Origin of the sequence: Pseudomonas sp. B10(2017) (genome assembly GCF_002113295.1) — a bacterium.
Classification (GTDB): Bacteria; Pseudomonadota; Gammaproteobacteria; order Pseudomonadales; family Pseudomonadaceae; genus Aquipseudomonas; species Aquipseudomonas pudica.
Genome location: NZ_NEJU01000003.1, coordinates 49879 through 72916 on the forward strand (window position 1 = coordinate 49879; position 23038 = coordinate 72916).

The following is a 23038-nucleotide window of genomic DNA, read 5'->3' on the forward strand; positions in this document are numbered from 1 at the left end:
CGCTGGCAAGCGCCTTCAGACACAAACTTCGTCGACCAGTTTGGCCAACGCTTCTGCGTGCGCACGCACCTGGCTTTCGTCCTCGCCCTCGACCATCACCCGCACCAACGGCTCGGTACCGGATTTGCGCAGCAGCACGCGGCCGCGGCCGGCCAAGGCCTCGGTCACCTTGGCACTGGCTTCCTTGACCGCCGGGTGCTCCAGGGGGTCGACCTTGCTGGCGCCATAGCGCACGTTGATCAGCACCTGCGGGCACTTGCGCAGGGCCTGACGAGCCTGGGCCAGGGTTTCGCCGCGACGCTTGAGTGCCATCAGCACCTGCAGCGCAGCGATGATCGCGTCACCAGTGGTGGTGTGATTGCAGCACACGACGTGACCGGAGTTTTCACCACCGACCAGCCACTCACGCTCCAGCAGCTCGGCCATGACGTAACGGTCACCGACCTTGGCCCGCACGAACGGGATATCCAGGTCCTTCAGCGCAAGCTCCAGGCCCAGGTTGCTCATCAGCGTGCCTACCACCCCACCCTGCAGCTTGCCCCGCTCCTGCAGGTCGCGAGCGATGATGAACAGCAGCTCGTCACCATCGACGATGGCGCCGGTGTGGTCGACCATCAACACGCGGTCGCCATCACCATCGAAAGCGATGCCCAGGTCGGCATGACCGACCAGCACGGCAGCCTGCAGCGACTCGATGTGAGTCGAGCCACAGCCTTCGTTGATGTTCAGGCCGTCGGGTTGGGCATGCAGCACGGTTACGTCGGCACCCAGCTCACGGAAAACGCTTGGCGCGACCTTGTAGGTGGCGCCATGAGCACAATCGACCACCAGCTTGAGGCCGTCGAAGCTGGTGCTGCTCGGCACGCTGCTCTTGCAGAACTCGATGTAGCGGCCGGCGGCATCGTTGATGCGCGAAACCTTGCCCAGCTTGCCCGACTCGACAACGGTCATAGGCTGGTCGAGCAATTCCTCGATCATCAGCTCGACTTCGTCCGGCAACTTGGTCCCCTGGCCCGAGAAGAACTTGATGCCGTTGTCGTCGTGCGGGTTGTGCGAGGCACTGATGACGATGCCGGCTTCGGCATGGAAGGTACGCGTCAGGTAGGCGATAGCCGGCGTAGGCATCGGCCCGAGCAGCATCACGTCGGCACCTGCCGCGGACAGGCCGGCTTCGAGTGCGGACTCGAACATGTAGCCGGAAATACGCGTGTCCTTGCCAACCAGTACCCGGCAGTGGCCTTGCTTGCGGAAGGCCATGCCGGCGGCCCAGCCAAGCTTCAGCATGAAGTCAGGCGTGATCGGGTATTCGCCGACGCGACCACGAATGCCGTCGGTACCAAAGTATTTTCTGCTCATAGGGACTCCAATGTTCTTATTCGGCGTTTTGCACCGCAGCGATCATGCGCACCACATCAACGGTTTCGGCCACGTCATGGACACGAAGGATGCTCGCCCCCTTGGTCATGGCCAACGCCGCCAGCGCAAGGCTGCCGTACAACCGCTCGCCGACCGGACGTTCCAGCGTCAGGCCGATCATGCTCTTGCGTGAAACACCCACCAGCAGCGGGCGCTTCAGGCGATAGAGCGCTTCCATGTGTTTGAACAAGCTCAGGTTATGCGCCAGTGTCTTGGCGAAACCAAAGCCCGGATCAAGGATGATTCTGTTTGCATCTATGCCGGCCGCAGCACAGGCGGCCATTCGCTGTTCAAGATAACGCGTAACGTCGGCGGTCACATCTTCGTAATGCGGGTCGTCCTGCATGTTGCCTGGCTCGCCGCGCATATGCATGAGGCATACCGGCAGGCCGGTATCCGCTGCAGCGTCCAGGGCGCCATCGCGCTCCAGGGCACGCACGTCGTTGATCAGCCCGGCACCGAGACGCGCCGATTCACGCATGACCGCTGGCGTGGAGGTATCGACCGAGATGACCACATCGAGGCGACTGTTGATCGCCTCGACCATGGGGGCTACCCGCTCCAGCTCCTCGGTCACCGATACCGCGCGCGCGCCCGGCCGCGTGGATTCGCCGCCGATGTCGATCAGCGTGGCACCTGCGGCAACCATCGCCTCGGCATGACGCAACGCCTCGTCACGCTGGTTGAAGCGCCCGCCATCGGAGAAGGAATCAGGGGTGATATTGAGAATACCCATGACATGGGTACGCGACAAATCAAGAACCCGGTTGCCGCAAGGCAACCGGGTCGGGTACTGCACTGAGCTCATAGATGCCCTTAGTGTTGAGCCGCTGGACCGCCAATTGGCGATTCCGGGCGATCACCCTGGGCAGCAGGCTTGCCCGAAGCCGAGTCATCATCCCAGTCGCGCGGTTCGCGGGGGGTACGGCCGGCCATGATATCGTCAATCTGCTCGGCGTCGATGGTCTCGTACTTCATCAGCGCTTCGGCCATGGCATCGAGCTTGTCACGGTTGTCGGTGAGCAACTGCTTGGCCGTGGCGTAGCACTGGTCGATGATGCTGCGCACTTCCGAGTCGATCAGCTTGGCGGTTTCGCCGGAAACGCTGGCGTGCTGGCTGGCAGCACTGCGACCCAGGAACACCTCGCCTTCTTCCTCGGCGTACATCAGCGGGCCGAGTTTTTCGGAAAGGCCCCACTTGGTCACCATGTTGCGGGCGATCTGGCTGGCACGCATGATGTCGTTGGAGGCGCCGGTAGTGACACCGTCGAAGCCCAGAGTCATTTCCTCGGCAATACGGCCGCCATACAGCGAGCAGATCTGGCTGATCAGTGCGCGCTTGGACAGGCTGTAGCGGTCTTCTTCCGGCAGGAACATGGTCACGCCCAGGGCACGACCGCGCGGAATGATCGAAACCTTGTAGACCGGATCGTGCTCAGGCACCAGACGACCGACGATGGCGTGGCCAGCCTCATGGTAGGCGGTGTTCTGCTTTTCTTTCTCGGACATGACCATGGTCTTGCGCTCGGCGCCCATCATGATCTTGTCCTTGGCCAGCTCGAACTCTTTCATTTCGACCAGGCGCTTGTTGGCGCGCGCGGCAAACAGAGAGGCCTCGTTGACCAGGTTGGCCAGGTCCGCACCGGAGAAGCCAGGGGTACCACGGGCGATGACGGCCGGGTTGACGTTCTCGCCGACCGGCACCTTGCGCATATGCACCTTGAGGATCTGCTCGCGACCACGAATGTCCGGCAGGCCGACCACCACCTGGCGGTCGAAGCGGCCGGGGCGCAGCAGAGCCGGGTCGAGCACGTCCGGGCGGTTGGTAGCGGCGATGACGATGATGCCATCGTTCATCTCGAAGCCGTCCATCTCCACCAGCAACTGGTTGAGGGTTTGCTCACGCTCGTCGTGACCGCCACCCATGCCGGCGCCACGGTGGCGACCAACGGCGTCGATCTCGTCGATGAAGATGATGCACGGGGCGTGCTTCTTGGCCTGCTCGAACATGTCGCGCACACGGCTGGCACCGACACCGACGAACATTTCCACGAAGTCCGAACCGGAAATGGTGAAGAACGGCACCTTCGCCTCGCCGGCGATGGCCTTGGCAAGCAAGGTCTTACCGGTACCGGGCGGGCCGACCATCAACACGCCACGCGGGATACGGCCGCCCAGGCGCTGGAACTTGCCCGGGTCGCGCAGGAACTCGACCAGCTCGCCGACCTCTTCCTTGGCTTCGTCGCAACCTGCAACGTCGGCCAGGGTGGTCTTGACCTGGTCTTCGGACAGCAGGCGTGCCTTGCTCTTGCCAAAGCTCATCGGCCCGCCTTTGCCGCCCGCACCGCCCTGCATCTGGCGCATGAAGAACATGAACACGGCGATGATCACCAGGATCGGGAAGCTCGCAACCAGCAACTGGGTCCAGATGCTCTGCTGCTCAGGCTGCTTGCCTTCGATGATGACGTGGTTGTCGACCAGGTCGCCGATCAGGCCATTGTCGGTAATGGCCGGGCGCACGGTCTTGAAGTTGTCGCCGTCGGCGCGCTTGCCGGTAATGATGTAACCGTCGACGGTCACACGCTCGACCTTGCCATCCTTGACCTGCTGGATGAAGTCGGAATAGTTGAGGGTCTGCGGCTCGTTAGGGCTGGAGAAGTTGTTCATCACTGTCACCAGGACAGCTGCGATGATCAACCACAGGATCAGATTCTTTGCCATGTCGTTCAATTCGCTACCCTCTGAGGCCGGCGCACGACGCAGCCGTTCCTCGCATGATATTCATCGCCCTAACTTACTACATTACCTACGCAGCCGCAGGCACCGTCTGTAACCCTTTGTGAAAGCTAGACTACACGAAGTTCGGACGATCCTGACGCAGCGGCCGATTGGAAATAACTATCGGCCACCACGCTTCACGCCTTTCATGCCCCCTTGAAGCCCCTGCCCAGCAGGTACTGTTCGCGGGAACGGTCACGCGACGACGACGGCTTGCGCATCTGCACCTTGTCGAACTTGCTGCGCACGTCCTTGAGGTACACGTCAAAACCTTCGCCCTGGAAAATCTTGATCAGGAAGTCGCCGCCGGGCTTTAGCACGCGGGTTGCCAGATCGAGGGCCAGCTCGCAAAGGAACATGGCACGCGGCATGTCAACCGCAGGCGTACCACTCATATTGGGGGCCATGTCGGAAATCACAAGGTCTACGTGCGAATCGCCGACAGCCTCGAGAATGCGCTGCAACACTTCATCATCGGTGAAATCACCTTGGATGAAGGTCACATCGGGGATCGAGTCCATCTCCAGGATGTCGGACGCGATCAGGCGACCCTGGCCACCAATCAGACGACTGGTCACTTGCGACCACCCACCCGGAGCCGCGCCTAGGTCGATCACGCTCATGCCTGGGCGGATCAGCCGGTCCTTTTCCTGGATCTCCAGCAGTTTGTAGCTCGCACGCGAGCGGTAGCCATCCTTTTGTGCCTGCTTCACAAAAGGATCGTTGAAATGCTCTCGCAGCCAGTTTGCGCTGCTTTTGGAACGTTGTACCACGGGGCACCTCGATGATATGCGTCGTGATTGACTGGGCGGAGCCGGTGGCCCTCGGGTAAAATGCCGGTCAATTTTACAGAATCAGACGGAAAGGGTCAGATTATGCCGCTCAATAACGAGCAGAAGAAGCAATACAAGTCCATTGGTCATGACCTGAAACCGGTCCTGATTGTTGCTGGCAATGGTTTGAATGAAGGTGTCATCGCCGAACTGGAGCGCGCCTTGGTCGACCATGAGCTGATCAAGGTCGAAATTCGCTCGGAAGACCGCGAAGAGCGTGCCGAGACCATTGCCGAGCTGTGCAAGGCCGGCCGTGCCGAGCTGGTGCAGACCATCGGCAAGAAAGCCCTGATCTACCGCAAGAACCCACAGCCGAACAAGCAGCTGTCCAATATCCACCGTTACAAGTAACGGCAAAGGGGCTGCTGCGCAGCCCATCGCCGGCAAGCCAGCTCCCACAGGTACGGCGCACGGCCTGAAATCGATGCAGTCGGTGTGGGAGCCGGCTTGCCGGCGATGGGCCGCGAAGCGACCCCAGCGATCTCGAGCCGCTTAGCGGCGCACCTTGACCGGAACCGGCTGGGCCACCAGCACGATGCCGGAAAAGCCCAGCACCAGGAAACAGAGCAGCTGCCAGCGCTCGCCAACGGAAATACCGTAGCGCAAGGTGTAATACCCCACACAGGCACCGAAGCCGAGCAACAGCATCTGGCCACGGAACTGCTGCCACCAGGCCGACAGGCCGTCCACCCTTGCCAGCACCGCCAGCTGGGTCAACAAGCCAAGCAGCGCCACACCGATCAACCAGCGGTCGATCTGCCCGGCGATATCCTGCACCAGCAGCGGCGCCAGGCCACTGACCTTGAGCGCGGGCACCAGCCCCACGTGAAACACCCACAGGCCACCAACCCAGAAAACCTGGGCCAGCTGCCAGAGGATTCCCTCGAGGGATGGCGCCCGCAGGCGCCGGTCAGATGTGCTTGACTTCGACAATCTCGTACTCGACCGTACCGTTAGGCGTCTTGACGACAACGGTATCCCCTTCTTCTTTGCCAATGATGGCGCGGGCAATCGGGGCGCTGTTCGAAAGCTTGCCTTTCTTCACATCGGCTTCATCTTCGCCAACGATCTGGTAGGTCACTTCATCATCGGTTTCGGTGTTGGCCAGCACCACAGTGGTGCCAAAAATCACCTTGCCGGTGTGAGCAATGGTGGTCACATCGATCACCACCGAGTTCTGCAAGCGACCTTCGATATCGCGGATACGCGCCTCGACCATGCCCTGCTCTTCACGAGCGGCGTGGTACTCGGCATTTTCCTTCAGGTCGCCCAGTTCGCGCGCTTCACCAATGGCCTGGCTCAAGCGCGGGCGCTCGGTCTTGCTCAGGAAGAGCAGCTCCTCTTCCAGGGCGCGAGCGCCCTGAACAGTCATCGGGTACTTGGTAATGCTCATGCTTTCAGTCCTGCATGCAGATCCTGCAGGCGGCGAACGGTCTTTTCCGGACCAAATTTCAGCGCCTCGCAGATGGCTTCACCGGCCGCAATGGTAGTAGTGCAGTAAATCTTGTGCTGCAGTGCATTGCGACGAATCGAGTAGGAATCGGCGATCGACTGGCGGCCTTCGGTGGTGTTGATGATCAGCGACACTTCGTCGTTCTTGATCATGTCGACCACGTGCGGGCGACCTTCGGTCACCTTGTTCACACGGCGCACTTTCAAGCCAGCCGCTTCGATAACCTTGGCAGTGCCGGCAGTTGCAACCACTTCGAAGCCCAGGGCGATCAGGTCGCGAGCAACGCCAGCCACTTGCGGCTTGTCGTCGTCACGCACGCTGATGAAGGCGGTACCGCCGGTCGGCAGCACTTCGCTGGCACCCATCTGGGCCTTGGCAAAGGCTTCACCGAAGCTGTCACCAACACCCATGACTTCACCGGTCGATTTCATCTCAGGGCCGAGGATCGGGTCAACCCCTGGGAACTTGGCGAACGGGAAGACGGCTTCCTTGACGCTGTAGAAGTTCGGGATGATTTCCTGGGTGAAGCCCAGCTCTTTGAGGGTTTTGCCGGCCATGACGCGAGCCGCGATCATCGCCAGGGAAGTGCCGATGCACTTGGAGACGAACGGCACGGTACGCGAAGCGCGCGGGTTGACTTCGATCACGTAGATCTTGTCGCCCTGCAGGGCCAGCTGCACGTTCATCAGGCCGACCACGCCCAGCTCCAGGGCCATTTTCTTGACCTGTACGCGAACTTCATCCTGCACTTCCTTGCTCAGCGAGTAAGGTGGCAGCGAGCACGCCGAGTCACCGGAGTGAACACCGGCCTGCTCGATGTGCTGCATGATCGCGCCGATCACCACGTCGGTGCCGTCGCATACCGCATCCACATCCATCTCGATGGCGCAGTTGAGGAAGTGGTCGAGCAGTACCGGGCTGTCGTTGGACACCTGCACGGCTTCACGCAGGTAGCGCTTGAGCTCGTCCAGCTCGTAGACGATTTCCATGGCACGGCCGCCCAGTACGTAGGACGGGCGCACTACCAGCGGGTAGCCGATGCCGCCAGCAGCGCTAATGGCTTCTTCTTCGCTACGCACGGTGGCGTTTGGCGGCTGCAGCAGGCTCAGTCGCTGAACCATCTGCTGGAAACGCTCGCGGTCTTCGGCGCGGTCGATGGCGTCCGGGCTAGTACCGATGATCGGTACGCCGGCTTCTTCCAGGGCGCGCGCCAGTTTCAGCGGGGTCTGGCCGCCGTAGTGGACGATCACGCCTTTCGGCTTCTCGACGCGGCACACTTCCAGCACGTCTTCCAAGGTCAGCGGCTCGAAGTACAGGCGGTCGGAGGTGTCGTAGTCGGTGGAAACGGTTTCCGGGTTGCAGTTGACCATGATGGTCTCGTAACCGTCTTCACGCAGCGCCAGTGCGGCGTGTACGCAGCAGTAGTCGAACTCGATACCCTGACCGATACGGTTAGGGCCGCCACCCAGGATCATGATCTTGTCGCGGGTCGACGGGTTGGCCTCGCACTCTTCCTCGTAGGTGGAGTACAGGTAGGCGGTGTCGGTGGCGAACTCGGCAGCGCAGGTGTCGACGCGCTTGTACACCGGGAACACTTCCAGCTTGTGGCGGTGACGGCGCAGGTTCTTGTCGGTGATACCCAGCAGCTTGGCCAGACGCTGGTCGGAGAAGCCCTTGCGCTTGAGGCGCAGCATGTAGTCCTTGTCGATCGACGACAGGGCCAGGGTCTTGACCTTTTCTTCTTCCTTGATCAGGTCTTCCATCTGCACCAGGAACCACATGTCGATGCCGGTCAGGTCGAAGATCTGCTCGCAGGTCATGCCGGCACGCATGGCGTCGGCCACGTACCAGATACGCTCGGCGCCCGGCACGGTCAGCTCGCGCTTGAGAATGCTGCTGGCTTCAGGGTTGGCCAGGTCGACTTTCGGGTCGAGGCCGCAGGCGCCGACTTCCAGGCCGCGAAGGGCTTTCTGCAGGGACTCCTGGAAGGTACGGCCGATGGCCATGACTTCACCCACGGATTTCATCTGGGTGGTCAGGCGGGCGTCGGCTTTCGGGAATTTTTCGAAGGCGAAACGCGGCAGCTTGGTGACGACATAGTCGATCGACGGTTCGAAGGACGCCGGGGTGCGGCCGCCGGTGATGTCGTTCTGCAGTTCGTCGAGGGTGTAGCCGACAGCCAGCTTGGCAGCGATCTTGGCGATCGGGAAACCGGTGGCCTTGGAGGCCAGCGCCGAGGAGCGCGAAACGCGCGGGTTCATCTCGATCACGACCATGCGGCCAGTGTTCGGGCAGATACCGAACTGCACGTTGGAACCGCCGGTTTCCACACCGATTTCACGCAGCACCGCCAGCGAGGCGTTGCGCATGATCTGGTATTCCTTGTCGGTCAGGGTCTGTGCCGGGGCAACGGTGATCGAGTCACCGGTGTGCACGCCCATCGGGTCGAAGTTCTCGATCGAGCAGACGATGATGCAGTTGTCCTTCTTGTCGCGGACCACCTCCATCTCGTATTCCTTCCAGCCGATCAGCGATTCGTCGATCAGCAGTTCCTTGGTCGGCGACAGGTCCAGGCCACGGGCGCAGATTTCTTCGAACTCTTCACGGTTGTAGGCGATACCACCACCGGTGCCGCCCATGGTGAACGACGGACGGATGATGCACGGGAAGCCCAGGCGCTCGAGGACGGCGTTGGCTTCTTCCATGCTGTGGGCGATACCGGAGCGCGGGCACTCCAGGCCGATGTCCTTCATTGCCTTGTCGAAGCGCGAGCGGTCTTCGGCCTTGTCGATGGTGTCGGCGTTGGCACCGATCATTTCCACGCCGAACTTTTCCAGAACGCCGTGGCGCTCCAGGTCCAGGGCGCAGTTCAGTGCAGTCTGGCCACCCATGGTCGGCAGCAGTGCGTCCGGGCGCTCTTTCTCGATGATCTTGGCCACCGACTGCCATTTGATCGGCTCGATGTAGGTGGCGTCGGCCATGGCCGGGTCGGTCATGATGGTGGCCGGGTTGGAGTTCACCAGGATGACGCGGAAACCTTCCTCGCGCAGGGCTTTACAGGCCTGGGCGCCGGAGTAGTCGAATTCGCAGGCCTGGCCGATCACGATCGGGCCAGCGCCGAGAATCAGGATGCTTTTGATGTCTGTACGTTTTGGCATGGTTGTCACTCAAATCCGGGGTCAGTCGGCAAGCCGCCTTGAACAATCTGGGTCAGGCGCTTCCGGGCGCGGCGCAAGCCGGCCCGGGGCCTTGAAGCAGGATGCTCAGCGGCGCTTGGCCATGGCATCGATGAAACGATCGAACAGTGGCGCGACGTCGGTCGGGCCTGGGCTCGCTTCAGGGTGGCCCTGGAAGCTGAACGCGCTCTTGTCGGTACGCTCGATACCCTGCAGGGTGCCGTCGAACAGCGACTTGTGGATGGCGCGGACGTTGCCCGGCAGGGTGGCTTCGTCAACGGCAAAGCCGTGGTTCTGGCTGGTGATCATGACCACGCCAGTGTCCAGGTCCTGGACCGGGTGGTTGGCACCGTGGTGGCCGTGGCCCATTTTCACGGTCTTGGCGCCAGAGGCCAGGGCCAGCAGCTGGTGGCCCAGGCAGATGCCGAATACCGGGATCTCGGTCTCGAGGATGTCCTTGATCGCCTGGATAGCGTAGTCGCACGGCTCGGGGTCACCAGGGCCGTTGGACAGGAACACGCCATCCGGGTTGAGTGCCAGCACTTCGCTGGCCGGGGTCTGGGCCGGCACCACGGTCACGCGGCAGCCACGGGCAACCAGCATGCGCAGGATGTTCAGCTTGACGCCGTAGTCGAAGGCGACGACGTGGTACGGCAGGTCAGCGGCTTCGATGGTCGGGTGACTGTCGGTCTTCAGTTCCCACACGCTGGAGCGCCACTCGTAGCGTTCCTTGGTGGAAACGACCTTGGCCAGGTCCATGCCCTTCAGGCCCGGGAAGGCGCGGGCGGCGGCGATGGCGGCTTCTTCGCTGATATTGTCACCGGCGAGGATGCAACCGTTCTGAGCGCCCTTTTCACGCAGGATTCGGGTCAGGCGACGGGTGTCGATGCCGGCGATGGCGACGACGTTGTTGGCCTTGAGGTACTCAGGCAGCGACTGGGTGTTACGCCAGTTGCTGGCCAGCAGCGGCAGGTCACGAATGACCAGGCCGGCGGACCAGACGCGGTTCGACTCGGCGTCTTCCGGAGTAGTACCGGTGTTGCCGATGTGCGGGTAGGTCAGGGTAACGATTTGCTGCGCATAGGAAGGGTCTGTAAGGATTTCCTGGTAGCCGGTCATAGCGGTGTTGAATACCACCTCACCAACGGTCTGACCGTCGGCACCGATAGCTTCACCGCGGAAAATACTGCCGTCGGCAAGGGCGAGTATGGCTGGCTTTGTCAAGAAGACCTCCCGTAAATCAAGCATGAAAGGGCGATCGCAGGTTGCAAAAAAGCGGAGTGACGTATGGACACGTCACCCCGCTTTCATGTGCTGAATTCAATTCGCTGCGCGCTTTTAGTGGACACACTAAAGCTGTAGCTTACAGAAAAGTGCGTTTTCGGTCTACCGCGGATGTGCCTCTAAAACACATCAATGCGACAGGCTAACATCGGCGCCGGCTTTCTTCGCGGGTAAACCCGCTCCCACAGGTACAGCGCTGCCCTCAGGCATGGCGCTATCCCAGTGGGAGCTGGCAAGCCCGCGAAGAAGCCAACACCACTCCAACTGCTTAACGCAGCTCGAGCACATCCTGCATGTCGTACAGGCCAGGCTCACGCCCGTCCAGCCACAGCGCCGCTCGCACGGCACCCTTGGCGAAGGTCATGCGACTGGAAGCCTTGTGGGTAATCTCGACGCGCTCGCCTTCGGCGGCGAACAGCACGGTATGGTCACCCACCACATCACCGGCACGTACGGTGGCGAAGCCAATGGTCTGACGCTCACGTGCGCCGGTCTGCCCTTCACGTCCATACACGGCCACTTCCTGCAAGTTGCGACCCAGCGCCTGGGCAACCACTTCCCCCATGCGCAGCGCGGTGCCCGACGGCGCATCGACCTTGTGCCGATGGTGCGCTTCGAGGATTTCGATATCCACATCGTCACCCAGCACGCGCGCTGCGGTATCCAGCAGCTTCAGGCACAGGTTGACACCGACACTGAAGTTGGCGGCGAAGACGATCGGGATTTCCTTGCCGGCTTCGGCCAACTGCTGCTTCTCTTCCGGAGTGAAGCCCGTAGTACCGATGACCATGGCCTTGCCCGCCTTGCGGCAGAACGCCAGGTTCTTCAGGGTTACCGAAGGGTGGGTGAAGTCGATCAGCACGTCAAACTCATCGACCACCTTGCCCAGGTCGTCGGAAATCGGCACACCAATACGGCCCAGGGCCGCCAGTTCACCAGCATCAGCACCCACCAGCGAGCTGTCCGGGCGGTCAATCGCCGCCGTCAGGCCTGCCTGGGGTGCCTGCTGCTGCACGGCTTCGACGAGGGTCTTGCCCATCCGCCCTGCCGCGCCCATCACTGCAATACGTCGCATAGCCATTTCCTTGTCAGAGATCGCCGAAGAAGCGCTTCACGCCATCGAACCAGCCACTGGCCTTGGGCGAGTGGGAGCTATCACCTTCCAGCGAATCACGCAGCTCTTCGAGCAATTCGCGCTGGCGGCGACTGAGGTTGACCGGAGTTTCCACCGCAACGCGGCACAGCAGGTCACCCGCACCACCACCGCGCACCGGGGCAACCCCCTTGCCGCGCAGACGGAACTGCTTGCCGGTCTGGGTGCCTTCCGGGATCTTCAGCTTCACCCGACCATCCAAGGTCGGCACTTCCAGCTCGCCACCCAGGGCGGCATCGGTGTAGCTGATCGGTACTTCGCAGTACAGGTGCTTGCCGTCACGCTGGAAGATCTCGTGCTCACGCACGTTGATCACCACATACAGGTCGCCAGTCGGGCCACCATGGGTACCAGCCTCGCCCTCGCCCGACAGGCGGATGCGGTCGCCGGTATCGACACCTGCCGGCACCTTGACCGACAGCGTCTTGTATTCCTCGACACGGCCTTCGCCGTGGCACGAGGTGCAGGGATCGGTAATGATCTTGCCCTGGCCATGGCAGCGCGGGCAGGTCTGCTGTACCGAGAAGAAGCCCTGCTGCATGCGCACCTGGCCGATACCGCCACAAGTCGGGCAGGTGGACGGGGTGGAGCCCTTCTTGGCACCGGAGCCGTCGCACGGCTGGCAGTTGACCAGGGTGGGCACGCGGATGCTGACCGTGGTGCCACGCACCGCCTCTTCCAGGTTAAGTTCCAGTGTGTAGCGCAGGTCGCTGCCGCGCTGGGCGCCGCCGCGCGAGCCGCCGCGCCCACCACCGAAGAAGTCGCTGAACACATCGCCGAAGATGTCGGAGAAGTTGGCACCACCGAAACCTGCGCCACCGCCACCCATGCTCGGGTCCACACCTGCATGGCCGTATTGGTCGAAAGCCGCACGCTTGCTGGCGTCAGACAACACTTCGTAGGCCTCGTTGGCCTCCTTGAACTTGTCTTCCGACTCCTTGTCGCCTGGGTTGCGGTCCGGGTGGTACTTCATCGCCAGGCGGCGATAAGCCTTCTTGAGGTCAGCTTCACTGGCGCCGCGCTCGACACCCAGTACCTCATAATAATCACGCTTGGACATAGGTCATTTGCACCTTGTTGGGCGTCTGGCATCTACGCCGCGCCATCAGCACCTGCCTTATACCCACCAGGGCCACTGACAGATGCTGTAAAAATTCTCGAATTCCAGATACGCCAACGCGGGAGCAAGCCCCCGCGCGGCGACATCCTACCAGCTCACCGCCAAACGGCGGTGAACCGGCCGACAACTTGCAGGGATTACTGCTTGTTGTTGTCTTTCACTTCTTCGAACTCAGCGTCAACCACGTCATCGTGCTTGGCTTCCGGCTCGGCTTGCTGCGCGCCACCCTGAGGCTGTTCGGCCGACTGCTCGGCGTACATCTTCTGGGCAACCGGTGCCGAAACCTTGGACAGCTCTTCGACCTTGGCGTCGATGGCAGCCTTGTCGTCGCCTTTGACAGCGGCTTCCAAGGCAACAACGGCAGCCTCGATAGCGGCTTTCTCTTCGGCGGTAACCTTGTCACCAGCGTCAGCGACCATCTTGCGGGTCGAGTGAACCAGCGCGTCACCCTGGTTACGGGCAGCGGCCAGCTCTTCGAACTTGCGGTCTTCCTCGGCATTGGCCTCGGCGTCACGCACCATGCGTTCGATTTCTTCGTCCGACAGGCCGGAGTTGGCCTTGATCACGATCGACTGCGACTTGCCGGTGGCCTTGTCTTTGGCGCTGACGTGCAGGATGCCGTTGGCGTCGATGTCGAAGGTTACCTCGATCTGCGGCACGCCACGCGGAGCCGGCGGAATGTCAGCCAGGTCGAACTTGCCCAGCGACTTGTTCTGTGCAGCCTGCTTACGCTCACCTTGCAGCACGTGAATGGTCACGGCGCCCTGGTTGTCGTCGGCAGTCGAGAACACCTGCGACTTCTTGGTCGGGATGGTGGTGTTCTTCTCGATCAGCGAAGTCATCACGCCGCCCATGGTTTCGATACCCAAGGTCAGCGGGCTGACGTCCAGCAGCAGCACGTCTTTCACGTCACCGGCCAGCACGGCGCCCTGGATGGCAGCACCCATTGCCACGGCTTCGTCCGGGTTGACGTCCTTGCGCGCTTCCTTGCCGAAGAAATCGGCAACGGCTTTCTGTACCAGCGGCATACGGGTCTGGCCACCGACCAGGATCACGTCGTCGATCTTGCTGGCGTCGATGCCGGCGTCTTTCAGAGCGATGCGGCAAGGCTCGATGGTACGGGTAACCAGGTCTTCGACCAGCGATTCCAGCTTGGCGCGGGAAATCTTCACGTTCAGGTGCTTCGGACCGGTAGCGTCTGCAGTGATGTACGGCAGGTTTACGTCGGTCGACTGAGCGGAGGACAGTTCGATCTTGGCCTTTTCAGCGGCTTCTTTCAGACGCTGCAGTGCCAGGGGATCGTTCTTCAGGTCCATGCCGGACTCTTTCTTGAACTCGTCCACGAGGTAGTCGATCAGGCGCATGTCGAAGTCTTCGCCACCAAGGAAGGTGTCGCCGTTGGTAGCCAGTACTTCGAACTGGTGCTCACCGTCGACTTCGGCGATTTCGATGACCGAAACGTCGAAGGTACCGCCACCCAGGTCATAAACGATGACGGTGTGGTCGCCCTTGGCCTTGTCCATGCCGTAAGCCAGTGCAGCGGCAGTCGGCTCGTTGATGATGCGCTTTACGTCCAGGCCAGCGATGCGACCGGCATCCTTGGTGGCCTGACGCTGGCTGTCGTTGAAGTAGGCCGGAACGGTGATGACCGCTTCGGTAACGGCCTCGCCGAGGTAGTCTTCGGCGGTTTTCTTCATTTTCTTCAGGACTTCGGCGCTGATCTGCGGCGGAGCCATGTCCTTGCCGCTGGCCTGAACCCAGGCGTCGCCGTTGCTGGCCTTGACGATCTTGTAAGGCACCAGCTTGATGTCTTTCTGCACCACATCTTCTTCGAAGCGGCGGCCAATCAGGCGCTTCACTGCGAACAGAGTGTTGTGCGGGTTGGTGACCGCCTGACGCTTGGCCGACTGACCCACCAGGATTTCGCCATCATTGGCGTAGGCCACGATCGAAGGGGTGGTACGCGCACCTTCGGCGTTTTCGATGACCTTGACGTTACCGTTTTCCAGAACAGAGACGCACGAGTTGGTGGTCCCCAGGTCGATACCGATGATTTTACCCATGTTAACTCTCCCGAAACTTGAATTTGGTAGCAGCGACTACTTTGGCCAACTGCGGTAATACTTGAAGGCTTGACACCTAGATGGGGATGCCCGGAAGGATTTCAAGCCTTTTCATCGATCGAGGGCTGCGCGGCGCTCGGCGCCTTGCTGACCACCACCATGGCAGGTCGCAGCAGGCGGCCGTTGAGCAGATAGCCCTTCTGGAACACGTTCAGCACGCTGTTCGGCTCGACTTCGGCGTTTTCCTGCATGGCCATGGCCTGGTGATGCTCTGGATTGAACGGCTGGCCGTGAGGGTCGACCGCTTCAAGGTTGTAACGCTTGAGGGTGTCCTGGAACATCTTCAGGGTCAGCTCGACACCTTCACGGATCTGCTTGACGTGCTCGTCGTCGGCACTGGAGTGCGCCAGGGCCAGCTCCAGGCTGTCGATCACAGGCAGCAGGTCGCCCGAGAACTTCTCGAGGGCAAACTTGTGGGCTTTCTCGACATCCTGTTCGGCACGACGGCGAGCGTTCTGCACGTCGGCAACGGCGCGCAGCGCCTGGTCCTTGGCGGCGGCCAGCTGCTCCTCGAGTTCCAGGACGCGGGCGTCGGCAGCATTACCTGCACCGGTCTCTTCGACGTTTAGGTCTTTCTCGTTCAGCTGTTCGTCAGCCATGGGGTCTCTCCTGCGCAATTTTGTGGACTGCGAGCCAGGCTCGCCTTGGATGACGGCTATATGGGGCCGGAAAAACCAGCTTCAAGGGGCAAGGTGGTTTTCCCGGCTGCAACAGAATCTGCCAAGGGGCATTGGCAGGCCTGAAAAAAGTACTGTATAAATAAACAGACCTGACCTTTCGGGAGCCGCCCCATGCTGGTGCACCTGTCCATTCACAACTACGCCATCGTCGAGCACCTCGATCTCGAAATCGCCCGCGGCATGTCCGTCATCACCGGCGAGACCGGTGCCGGCAAGTCGATCATGCTCGACGCCCTCGGCCTGGCGCTGGGCGACCGGGCTGACAGCGGCGTGGTTCGCCCCGGCACGGACAAGGCAGACATACTCGCCACCTTCGACCTGGTGGACATCCCCGAGGCACATGCCTGGCTGGCTGAGCGCGACCTGGACAACGACGGCCTGTGCATCCTGCGCCGGGTGATCACCGCCGAAGGCCGCAGCCGCGGCTACATCAATGGCACACCCTGCCCACTCGGCGACCTCAAGGCACTGGGCGAGCTACTGATCGATATCCACAGCCAGCACGAGCACCAGTCGCTACTGAAGACCGACACGCACCGCCGCCTGCTCGACGAGTACGCCGGTGCCGTCGACCTGGCCCGCCAGGTACAGCTGGCGGCCAAGCGCTGGAACCAGACCCGTCTGGAGCTGGAGCGCCTGTCCAACTCCGGCGATGAGCAGCGCGCCCGCCATCAGCTGTTGAGCTACCAACTGGAAGAGCTGGACAACCTCGGCCTGGGCGAACACGAGCTGGAGCAGCTGGAGCAGGAACACAAGAACCTGACCAGCGCCGAAGCCCTGTTCGGCATTTGCCGACAGGTCATCGACCAGTGCAGTGAAAGCGATTCGGGCAATGTGCTCAGCGCCCTCACCTCCTGCCTCAACCGCCTGGGTGCCGCTACCAACTCGCCGAAGGCACTGAGCGAAGCGGCCAACCTGATCGCCAGCGCGCAGATCCAGGTCGAGGAGGCCGTGGGCGAGCTCAACCGCTTCCTCGACAACTTCGACGCCGACCCCATGCGCCTGCAGGCACTGGAAGAACGCCTCGACACTATCTATACGCTGGCGCGCAAACACCGCGTGCACCCCACCGAACTACCCCACCTGCAACAGCAGTTGATGGAAGAGCTGGAAGGCCTGAACGCCAGTGACGAGTCGATCGAGCGGCTGGGTGAAGAGCTGGCCGCTTTCGCCCAGCACTATAAAGAGAAGGCTCGCGAGCTCAGTGCACTGCGCCAGCAGGCTGCCCAGCAGCTGGCAGTGGCCGTCGAGCAGGAAATCCAGCGCCTGGGCATGCCCGGCGGGCGCTTCTGCATCGCACTTACACCCAATGAGGGAGCAGACCTTTCGCCTCATGGCCTGGAGCAGATCGAACTACTCGTAAGCGCCAACCCCGGCCAACCGCTCAAAGGCCTGGCCAAGGTGGCTTCAGGTGGCGAACTGTCCCGCATCAGCCTCGCCATTCAGGTGATTACCGCGCAGACCTCACGCATTCCCACCCTGGTGTTCGACGAAGTCGACGTCGGTATCGGCGGGCCTACTGCCGAAATCGTCGGCCAACTGCTGCGCCGCCTGGGCGAACGCGGCCAGGTGCTAACCGTTACTCACCTGCCGCAGGTGGCGGCACAAGGGCATCACCACCTGTTCGTGCACAAGGTGCGCAACAGCGACACCACCCATACCGCCGTGGCCAACCTGGGCAAACGCGAGCGGGTCGAGGAAGTGGCGCGGATGCTGGGCGGCATAGACCTGACCAAGGAATCCCTGGCGCATGCGCGCAAGATGGTGGTGAGCGGCAAGGCCTGAACCCTTCTTTTCCAGGCCTCTTCGCGGGTAAACCCGCTCCCACAGGATATTCCGCAGTACCTGTGGGAGCGGGTTTACCCGCGAAGAGGCCTGCACAAACGACCCAGCTCTCAGCCTCAGAAAGCACAAAGGCGACCCGAAGGTCACCTTTGCCATTCATAACGATAAGAAATCGTTACTTCTTTTTACGCACGTACAGGACCAGATTGTGGTCTACCAGCTCATAGCCATGCTCGGCCACGATTTCGCGCTGGCGTTTCTCGATCTCGGCATCCATGAACTCGATGACTTCACTGGTATCCACGTTGACCATATGGTCGTGGTGACCGCCATCGGCCAGTTCGAACACCGCATGACCGCCGTCGAAGTTGTGGCGAACCACCAGACCCGCCGCTTCGAATTGGGTCAGTACGCGGTAGACGGTGGCCAGGCCCACGTCCTCGCCAGCCTCCATCAGCGCCTTGTAGACATCCTCGGCGCTCATGTGACGCTGCTCGGTGGAGTCGAGCATCTGAAGGATCTTGACTCGAGGCAGGGTCACCTTGAGACCGGCTTTGCGCAATTCGCTATTTTCAACCATGGTCAGCTTTCTCGCCGATGCTGCTTCGCAGCTTCTCTTAATACGGGTATGATCGGGGTTTACGTTGTCCAGCCAAGATAGTGGAAGTCGCCCACCGATGCAAAACACCAAGCTCTTGCTAACCAGCCTCACCCTAGTGGGACTGCTCGCACTCGCCGGTTGCTCGTTTCCCGGGGTTTACAAAATCGACATCCAGCAGGGCAATGTCGTTACGCAAGACATGATAGACCAATTGCGCCCCGGAATGACCCGCCGGCAAGTAAGGTTTATCATGGGTAACCCGCTGATCCAGGACACCTTCAACACCAACCGTTGGGATTACCTGTACAGCCTGCAGCCAGGCGGCGGCAAACGCCAGCAAGAACGCATGAGCGTGTTCTTCAACGAAAGCGATCAGCTGGTCAGCCTTTCTGGCGACTTCATGCCAGGCGTCAGCCGCGACCAGGAAATCCTTGGCGGCAGCAGTGACACCACGGTCAGCCCGGCCAACCAGGCAGAGCAGCCAACCGTGCAGCCTGAAGAAAAACCGGCCAAGCCAGGCTCGGTGGAAGAATCCATCCAGCGCGAGATCGACACCATCGAGACCACCCCGGTCCCGACTCCAGCTCCGTTGGAAACCTCGCCTCAATAAGCGGCGAGCAGAAACAAAAAAGCCCGGACCTGGTCCGGGCTTTTTGTTGCCGCTTTTTCAGTCAGGCATTCAACTGCTTGGCACGCTGGCAAAACGCATCCACCAGCGTATTGGCCGCCTGGTTGAACAGCGGACCCAGGGTCGCGCGCACCAGCGGGCCGGCATAATCGAACGACAGATCCAGGCTGATCTTGCAGGCCTTGTCACCCAACGGCTTGAACACCCACAGGCCATGCAGCTGGGTGAACGGCCCTTCTTCCAGGTTCATCTCGATGGACTGCCCCGGCACCAGTACATTGCGGGTGACGAAGTGCTGGCTCATGCCGCCCTTGGCCACTTCGAGCTTGGCGCGCATGTGCGTGTCGCTGGCTTCGATCACCGTCGAGGCCGAGCACCAAGGCAGGAACTGCGGATAGCTGGCCACATCGTTGACCAGATCGTAAAGCGCCTGGGCAGGGTATGGCAGCAGGGCGGAGCGTTGAATATGGGTAGTCATCCAGGCGTCACTTCCAAGGCTGGGTGGCGGCGCTTCGCAGCGCGCCGAAAACAGGTTCTGCCGCAAAGACAGGGGCTGTATTGTCCGGTATTCATTGCAGTGGCTCAAGCACACCGAAATCCCATAGCCGACGACGCGGCGACTGCCTATAATGCCGCCCCTATGGCTAAACAAAAGAAACATCCGACCGGGACCATCGCGCAAAACAAGAAGGCGCGACACGATTACTTCATCGAACACAAGTTCGAGGCCGGGCTGGTCCTGTCCGGCTGGGAAGTAAAAAGCCTGCGAGCCGGCAAGGCGCACCTGACTGACAGCTACGTGCTGCTGAAGGACGGTGAAGCCTGGCTGTTCGGCAGCCACATCACCCCGCTGATCACGGCCAGCACCCACGTCGTCGCCGACCCCATCCGTACTCGCAAGCTGCTGCTGAACAAGCGCGAGCTCGAGCGACTGGAAGCGGCCGTGGCGCAAAAGGGCTACACCTGCGTGGCCCTGGCGCTGTACTGGAGCAAGCACCTGATCAAGTGCGAAATCGCACTGGGCAAGGGCAAGAAGGAATTCGACAAGCGCGACACCATGCGCGAGCGCGATTCCAACCGCGAGCTGCAGCGGGCTGTGCGGAACAAGGGCAAGGAAGAGTAATACCTCTTCTTTAGCCTGTTCCGGCCTCTTCGCGGGTAAACCCGCTTCCACTGGATTAACACTGAGTTCAGATTCGGTGCAGTCTCTGTGGGAGCGGGTTTACCCGCGAAGAGGCCAGCACTGCCAGTACAAATCTCAACGCCCGCTACGCCGCTCCGCCCGCGCCACTCGCTGTGCTTCTTCATGCGCCTCTTCCAGCACCTCCTGCACATACAGAATGTGCCGGCTGGACACCTCCCGCGCATCCTCCGCCCTGCCCTCGACTATCGCCAGGTACAGCTCCCGGTGCTGGCTGATAAGCATGTCCCGGGTCTCGGTGCGTTGCTGGTACATGCCACCGATGTTGGTCACTACATTGCGCTTGAGCAGGTCGAACAAGCCCCGAATGGTGTGCAGCAGCACGGCGTTATGGCTGGCTTCGGCAATCGCAAGATGGAAGCGCGCATCGGCAGCGCCCTCCTCTGCGCGAGTCACCTCATCGGCCCTCGCATAGCAGTCCTGCAGCTCGTCGAAGGCTGCCTTGAGCCGCGTCCGGTCCGGATCGGTGGCCCGCCGGGCCGCGTAGTAGGCACAGGACGCTTCAAGGGTATGGCGAAATTCGAGCAGGTCACGCTGCGCATCGGCACTGTGCTCGAGCAGCTGCAGCAATGGGTCGCTGAAAGTGGACCCCAGAGACTCGGCGACAAAATTGCCCCCACCCTGGCGGCTGACCAGCAGCCCCTTGGCCACCAGCTTCTGGATCGCCTCACGCAGTGACGGGCGGGACACACCAAACTGCTCGGCAAGGACACGCTCGGCCGGCAACCGCTGCCCCGAGGTCAGCGTGCCTTCCAGAATCATCCCTTCCAACCGATCGACAATGTCGTCGGACAGGCGCCGTTGGCGGACCTGATCAAAAACCATCACATGCTCTCCACAAACCCCCGGCAGATTTCAGGGGCGTCTATTCTCGCCGATCCAGATCGCGCAAACACCCACCAGGTGACGATTTTCCCGGCCCACCAGGCGCCCGCTCATCGGCACACGACCAAAGTTTTGCACGGGACAAATTGACACACCCACGAAGACGCTTTTAACCTAGCGCCCAGTCATTGTAAATTGGTCTTACCAATTATCCAATGCCAGTGCCTGACCAACAACAATTAGGGGCCACCCCATATGCAAACCTGGCAACAAATCTATAGCCCGCTTGGTAGTCTTGGCCTGTCCGCACTGGCGGCGGTCATTCCCATCGTCTTCTTCTTCCTCGCCCTCGCCGTATTCCGCCTCAAAGGCCACGTGGCCGGCAGCATCACCCTCGCATTGTCGATCCTGGTGGCCATCTTCGCCTTCCAGATGCCTGTCGACATGGCATTCGCCGCTGCGGGTTATGGCTTCCTCTACGGCCTCTGGCCGATTGCCTGGATCATCGTTGCCGCGGTGTTCCTGTACAAACTCACGGTCAAGAGCGGCCAGTTCGAAGTGATCCGCAGTTCGGTGCTGTCGATTACCGATGACCAGCGCCTGCAAGTGCTGCTGATCGGCTTCTGCTTCGGTGCCTTCCTGGAAGGTGCGGCAGGCTTTGGCGCACCGGTGGCAATCACTGCCGCGCTGCTGGTGGGCCTGGGCTTCAACCCTCTGTACGCCGCCGGCCTGTGCCTGATCGCCAACACCGCGCCAGTGGCCTTCGGCGCCCTGGGTATCCCGATCATCGTGGCCGGCCAGGTCACCGGCATCGACGCCTTCCACATTGGCGCCATGACCGGCCGCCAGCTGCCGCTGCTGTCGCTGTTCGTACCGTTCTGGCTGGTGTTCATGATGGACGGCCTGCGTGGCGTGAAAGAAACCTGGCCTGCCGCCCTGGTCGCCGGCCTGAGCTTCGCCGTCACCCAGTACTTCACCTCGAACTTCATCGGCCCGGAGCTGCCGGACATCACCTCGGCCCTGGCCAGCCTGATCGCCCTGACCCTGTTCCTGAAAGTCTGGCAGCCCAAGCGTTCGTTCGCCGAAGCCAAAGGCAGCGTCGGCGCCGCCGTGGTTCAGCCAAGCGGCAGCCAGCCAAGCCCCTACAGCTTTGGCGAAATTTTCAAGGCCTGGTCACCGTTCCTGATCCTCACCGTGCTGGTCACCATCTGGACCTTGAAACCGTTCAAGGCAGCGTTCGCCCCAGGCGGCGCGATGTACAACTTCGTGTTCAACTTCGCCATCCCGCACCTCGACCAACTGGTGATCAAGACCGCACCGATCGTCGCCGCGCCAACCGCCATGCCAGCGGTGTTCAAGCTCGACCCGATCTCTGCCACCGGCACCGCGATCTTCCTCTCGGCGCTGATCTCCATGGCCGTGCTGAAGATCAACTTCAAAACTGGTCTGACCACTTTCAAGGAAACCTTCTGGGAGCTGCGCTGGCCAATCCTGTCGATCGGCATGGTGCTGGCCTTCGCCTTCGTCACCAATTACTCCGGCATGTCCTCGACCATGGCGCTGGTGCTGGCGGGTACCGGTGCCGCGTTCCCGTTCTTCTCGCCATTCCTCGGCTGGCTGGGCGTGTTCCTGACCGGTTCCGACACCTCGTCCAACGCCCTGTTCAGCTCGCTGCAGGCCACCACCGCGCACCAGATCGGGGTCAATGACACTCTGCTGGTAGCAGCCAACACCAGCGGCGGCGTGACCGGCAAGATGATTTCGCCGCAGTCGATCGCCGTGGCCTGCGCCGCCACCGGCCTGGTTGGCAAGGAATCCGACCTGTTCCGCTTCACCGTCAAGCACAGCCTGTTCTTCGCCACCATCGTCGGCCTGATCACCCTGATCCAGGCCTACTGGCTGACCGGCATGCTGGTTCATCACTAAAGTGAAAGGGGCCGGGCGCCATCGCGCGCCCGGCAGTCCCCACATGCAACGCTGCG

20 protein-coding genes are annotated in these 23038 nt (G+C 61.5%); 5 read left to right on the forward strand and 15 right to left on the reverse strand.

What is annotated here, in order from left to right; genetic code table 11:
- Window positions 1-15 precede the first annotated feature (15 nt).
- From glmM to rlmE, 4 genes are all read right to left on the reverse strand, one after another.
- Window positions 16-1356, reverse strand: coding sequence for a phosphoglucosamine mutase (gene glmM, locus CAF92_RS04985; RefSeq protein ID WP_046613132.1), 1341 nt, complete (start codon window positions 1354-1356; stop codon window positions 16-18).
- 16 nt (window positions 1357-1372) lie between these two features.
- On the reverse strand, window positions 1373-2224 hold the full coding sequence (folP, locus tag CAF92_RS04990; RefSeq protein WP_046613133.1) for a dihydropteroate synthase: 852 nt from the start codon (window positions 2222-2224) through the stop codon (window positions 1373-1375).
- A gap of 8 nt (window positions 2225-2232) precedes the next feature.
- A complete protein-coding gene (gene ftsH / locus CAF92_RS04995) occupies window positions 2233-4137 on the reverse strand; it encodes an ATP-dependent zinc metalloprotease FtsH (RefSeq protein WP_015271861.1) in 1905 nt (634 codons plus the stop codon).
- Window positions 4138-4340: 203 nt separating this feature from the next.
- Window positions 4341-4967, reverse strand: coding sequence for a 23S rRNA (uridine(2552)-2'-O)-methyltransferase RlmE (gene rlmE / locus CAF92_RS05000; RefSeq protein WP_046613134.1), 627 nt, complete (start codon window positions 4965-4967; stop codon window positions 4341-4343).
- 102 nt (window positions 4968-5069) lie between these two features.
- Between rlmE and yhbY the strand changes: the two genes are divergently transcribed.
- Window positions 5070-5378, forward strand: a complete 309-nt coding sequence (yhbY, locus tag CAF92_RS05005; protein ID WP_003249945.1) for a ribosome assembly RNA-binding protein YhbY — start codon at window positions 5070-5072, stop codon at window positions 5376-5378.
- A 141-nt stretch (window positions 5379-5519) separates the two neighbouring features.
- Here the strand turns inward: yhbY and CAF92_RS05010 are convergent, their stop codons facing one another.
- From CAF92_RS05010 to grpE, 8 genes are all read right to left on the reverse strand, one after another.
- Window positions 5520-5960: a hypothetical protein gene (locus CAF92_RS05010; RefSeq protein WP_049798463.1), complete on the reverse strand. Its 441-nt coding sequence runs from the start codon at window positions 5958-5960 to the stop codon at window positions 5520-5522.
- Window positions 5938-6420 (reverse strand): transcription elongation factor GreA, encoded by a 483-nt coding sequence (gene greA / locus CAF92_RS05015; RefSeq protein ID WP_046613135.1) that lies wholly within the window; start codon window positions 6418-6420, stop codon window positions 5938-5940. Before greA ends, CAF92_RS05010 begins: the two co-directional genes overlap by 23 nt.
- Window positions 6417-9638 carry a carbamoyl-phosphate synthase large subunit gene (gene carB / locus CAF92_RS05020; protein ID WP_013974293.1) on the reverse strand — a complete coding sequence of 1074 codons (3222 nt, stop codon included), beginning with the start codon at window positions 9636-9638 and terminating at the stop codon, window positions 6417-6419. Before carB ends, greA begins: the two co-directional genes overlap by 4 nt.
- Window positions 9639-9743: 105 nt before the next feature.
- On the reverse strand, window positions 9744-10880 hold the full coding sequence (gene carA, locus CAF92_RS05025; RefSeq protein WP_025340706.1) for a glutamine-hydrolyzing carbamoyl-phosphate synthase small subunit: 1137 nt from the start codon (window positions 10878-10880) through the stop codon (window positions 9744-9746).
- Window positions 10881-11208: 328 nt separating this feature from the next.
- On the reverse strand, window positions 11209-12015 hold the full coding sequence (gene dapB / locus CAF92_RS05030; protein ID WP_046613137.1) for a 4-hydroxy-tetrahydrodipicolinate reductase: 807 nt from the start codon (window positions 12013-12015) through the stop codon (window positions 11209-11211).
- A gap of 13 nt (window positions 12016-12028) precedes the next feature.
- On the reverse strand, window positions 12029-13153 hold the full coding sequence (gene dnaJ / locus CAF92_RS05035) for a molecular chaperone DnaJ (RefSeq protein ID WP_025340707.1): 1125 nt from the start codon (window positions 13151-13153) through the stop codon (window positions 12029-12031).
- A gap of 197 nt (window positions 13154-13350) precedes the next feature.
- Complete coding sequence (gene dnaK, locus CAF92_RS05040) at window positions 13351-15276, reverse strand: molecular chaperone DnaK (protein ID WP_085599582.1); 1926 nt, start codon at window positions 15274-15276, stop codon at window positions 13351-13353.
- Window positions 15277-15377: 101 nt separating this feature from the next.
- On the reverse strand, window positions 15378-15935 hold the full coding sequence (gene grpE, locus CAF92_RS05045) for a nucleotide exchange factor GrpE (RefSeq protein ID WP_025340709.1): 558 nt from the start codon (window positions 15933-15935) through the stop codon (window positions 15378-15380).
- Between the two features lie 192 nt (window positions 15936-16127).
- Here grpE and recN point away from each other — a divergent pair, with 192 nt between their 5' ends.
- Window positions 16128-17801, forward strand: coding sequence for a DNA repair protein RecN (gene recN / locus CAF92_RS05050; RefSeq protein ID WP_085599584.1), 1674 nt, complete (start codon window positions 16128-16130; stop codon window positions 17799-17801).
- Between the two features lie 175 nt (window positions 17802-17976).
- On the opposite strand, the gene fur is transcribed toward recN, so the two are convergent.
- The gene (gene fur, locus CAF92_RS05055; protein WP_012274258.1) at window positions 17977-18381 is read right to left on the reverse strand and encodes a ferric iron uptake transcriptional regulator; all 405 of its coding nucleotides are present in this window, start codon (window positions 18379-18381) and stop codon (window positions 17977-17979) included.
- 97 nt (window positions 18382-18478) lie between these two features.
- Between fur and CAF92_RS05060 the strand changes: the two genes are divergently transcribed.
- Window positions 18479-19012, forward strand: coding sequence for an outer membrane protein assembly factor BamE (locus CAF92_RS05060; RefSeq protein WP_085599585.1), 534 nt, complete (start codon window positions 18479-18481; stop codon window positions 19010-19012).
- 61 nt (window positions 19013-19073) lie between these two features.
- Here the strand turns inward: CAF92_RS05060 and CAF92_RS05065 are convergent, their stop codons facing one another.
- Entirely contained in the window at window positions 19074-19508 is a 435-nt protein-coding gene (locus tag CAF92_RS05065; RefSeq protein ID WP_046613141.1) for a type II toxin-antitoxin system RatA family toxin, read from the reverse strand.
- Window positions 19509-19670: 162 nt separating this feature from the next.
- On the opposite strand from CAF92_RS05065, the gene smpB reads away from it, so the two are divergent.
- Window positions 19671-20153: an SsrA-binding protein SmpB gene (smpB, locus tag CAF92_RS05070; RefSeq protein WP_085599587.1), complete on the forward strand. Its 483-nt coding sequence runs from the start codon at window positions 19671-19673 to the stop codon at window positions 20151-20153.
- 135 nt (window positions 20154-20288) lie between these two features.
- Here the strand turns inward: smpB and CAF92_RS05075 are convergent, their stop codons facing one another.
- Window positions 20289-21056, reverse strand: a complete 768-nt coding sequence (locus CAF92_RS05075) for an FCD domain-containing protein (protein ID WP_085599589.1) — start codon at window positions 21054-21056, stop codon at window positions 20289-20291.
- A gap of 255 nt (window positions 21057-21311) precedes the next feature.
- Here CAF92_RS05075 and CAF92_RS05080 point away from each other — a divergent pair, with 255 nt between their 5' ends.
- Window positions 21312-22982 carry a lactate permease LctP family transporter gene (locus CAF92_RS05080; protein ID WP_015271872.1) on the forward strand — a complete coding sequence of 557 codons (1671 nt, stop codon included), beginning with the start codon at window positions 21312-21314 and terminating at the stop codon, window positions 22980-22982.
- The last annotated feature ends 56 nt before the right edge of the window (window positions 22983-23038 follow it).